Annotated in this window: 3 protein-coding genes; 1 reads left to right on the top strand and 2 read right to left on the bottom strand. The window is 69.0% G+C overall.

The genetic code is table 11. From position 1 onward, the window contains the following. The coding region (locus WA317_RS18695; protein WP_425174455.1) for an ArsB/NhaD family transporter at positions 1 to 485 on the top strand (485 nt) is incomplete at its 5' end. Here WA317_RS18695 and WA317_RS18690 read toward each other — a convergent pair. Both WA317_RS18690 and rlmB read right to left on the bottom strand, forming a co-directional pair. Continuing rightward, positions 482 to 1,420, bottom strand: a complete 939-nt coding sequence (locus tag WA317_RS18690; RefSeq protein ID WP_425174456.1) for a glycerophosphodiester phosphodiesterase family protein — start codon at positions 1,418 to 1,420, stop codon at positions 482 to 484. The two genes, WA317_RS18695 and WA317_RS18690, sit on opposite strands and share 4 nt — an antisense overlap. 53 nt (positions 1,421 to 1,473) lie before the next feature. Next, on the bottom strand, positions 1,474 to 2,313 hold an 840-nt coding region (gene rlmB, locus WA317_RS18685), incomplete at its 5' end, for a 23S rRNA (guanosine(2251)-2'-O)-methyltransferase RlmB (RefSeq protein WP_425174454.1).

The following is a 2,313-nucleotide window of genomic DNA, read 5'->3' as shown; positions in this document are numbered from 1 at the left end:
TGCGAAGCCTCGCGCATCGACGCACCTCGGTGCCGGACATCGTGCGCGCGGTCAATGTCCCCTTCCTGCTGTTCGTCCTCGCCTTGGGCGTGGCGGTGCAGGCCGTCATGCGCAACGGGCTGGCCGCCGGCATGTGTGCGGTGGTTCCGGCCGGCTCTGGGTTGCTCGCGTTGCTCGGCATCGCGGCGGTGGCCGCGGTGCTGGCCAACATCGTCAACAACCTGCCCGCCACATTGGTGATGCTGCCGCTGGTGGCGGCCAGCGGGCCGGTGGCCGTTCTGGCGGTCCTGATCGGGGTGAACATCGGCCCCAACCTGACCTACGTGGGGTCGCTGTCCAACCTGCTGTGGCGGCGGGTATTGCGTCAGTACAACGTCGCCGCGAGGGTCGGCGAATACACCAGGCTCGGTCTGTGCACGACGCCGGCAGCGCTGGTGGTCGCAGTGCTGGCGTTGTGGGCCGGCGCGCAACTGATCGGCGTCTAGCTGCGGCGGTAGGCCGGCGGCAACGCCATTTCGCGGTCAGCCAGCACGATGCGCAGCAGGGCGGGGTAATCGGTGATGATGCCGTCGACGCCGTCGGCGATCTGCTCGCGCATGGCCGCGGCGTCGTCGACGGTCCATGGGATGACCTGGAGCCCCAGTGCGTGCGCGCGGTCGACGAACGGTCTGCCGGCAACCAACGTGTAATTGGGCGAAAGGATGCCGGCGCCGACCATCGTCGCGCCGACCATCGGGTCACCGACGACGGTCGGGTCGATCCCGGCCAGCCACGGCGAACCCGGCGCCCAGGTGTGCTCATTCCACAACGCCGCCAGGGGAATCGACGCGTCGGCCTGGCGCACCAACGGCAGCGTGCGCCAGTCGAAACTCTGGATCTCCACCCGGTCGGACTTGCCCGCGGACCGGACCGACGCCAAGATCACGTCGACGAACTCTTGCGGGCTGGCCGACAGGTTCGGTTGGTCGGCTTGCACTTTCGTTTCGATGTTGTAGCGGACGTCGGCGCGGTAGGAGTCGGCCAACTCGAACACTTCGGGCAACGTGGCGATCTTATCGCCCGCCACCACTTCCGCGCGTGGAAACGCAGTGTCGGGCTTGCCGCAGTTCAGCTTGCGGATCTGCGCCACGGTCAGGTCGTGCACCGCTTTCCCGACGTACGGGTATTGCAGGTCGCCGGGGAACGCCGGCCCCGTGTCGTCGCACTGGTCCGCCTCGATCATCGGGTCGTGCCACACCAGCGGTTGTTCGTCGCTAGTGACGTTGATGTCGAACTCCAGGGTGCTGACCCCGAGTTCGAGGGATTTGGCGAACGCCCGCAACGATTCTCCGGTCGCCGCTCCGCGACCACCGGCGTGGGCCTGGACGTCGAAACTCTGCGGTGCAGACCGCCCGGCCGGGGGCGGTACGAGGATCACCATGCCGGCCAGCGCCAGCACCGCAGCCAAGCGGGCAGGCCGGCGTGGCAAACCCGTCAACTCCGGCGCTGGCGAGCGATTTCGGCGAGCACCACCCCGGCGGCCACCGACGCGTTCAACGATTCGGCCGAACCCACCATCGGGATCGACACCACCGCGCCACAGTTCTGGCGGACCAGCCTCGACAAACCCTTTCCCTCGGATCCCACGACGACTACGAGCGGGTCGCTGCCGTTCAGGTCGTCGAGCGCGGTATCGCCGTCGGCATCGAGCCCGATAACCTGGAGGCCACGGTCGGCCCAATCCTTCAGCGTGCGAGTCAGATTGGTGGCGCGCGCTACCGGAACCCGGGCCGCGGCACCGGCACTTGTACGCCAGGCCACAGCCGTCACCGACGCGGAACGTCGCTGCGGGATCAGTACGCCGTGACCCCCGAACGCCGCCACCGACCGCACGATCGCACCCAGGTTGCGCGGATCTGAGATGTTGTCCAGGGCGACGAGTAAGGCGGGCGGGGACGCCGCGGCTGCGGCCAGCAGATCGTCGGGGTGGGCGTAGTTGTAGGGCGGGACCTGTAAGGCGATGCCCTGATGCAGGCCGTTCGCGGTGAGCCGGTCGAGATCGGCCCGCGGCACCTCCAGGATCGCGATACCGGAATCGGCTGCGCGCGTGACGGACTCAGTGAGCCGCTCGTCGGCCTCGGCGCCCAGGGCGACGTACAACGCGGTGGCCGGGACACCGGCGCGCAGACACTCCAGCACCGGGTTGCGGCCGAGCACGTTCTCGTTGTCGTCGGTGCGTTTGGCGGGCCGGTGCGACTGAGATCGCGCCCGCTTGGCGGCGGGGTGATTGGGCCGCCGGTGCGCGGGTGGTGTCGGGCCGCGGCCCTCGAGCCC

This window comes from Mycobacterium sp. (assembly GCF_049802695.1).
In the GTDB taxonomy this organism is placed as follows: Bacteria; Actinomycetota; Actinomycetes; order Mycobacteriales; family Mycobacteriaceae; genus Mycobacterium.
This window is presented reverse-complemented; position numbering and strand designations above follow the sequence as displayed.

Excerpts from the sequence above, each read along its gene's own strand:
- WA317_RS18690 (WP_425174456.1), bottom strand. The coding sequence starts at position 1,420 with ATGGTGATCCTCGTACCGCCCCCGGCCGGGCGGTCTGCACCGCAGAGT.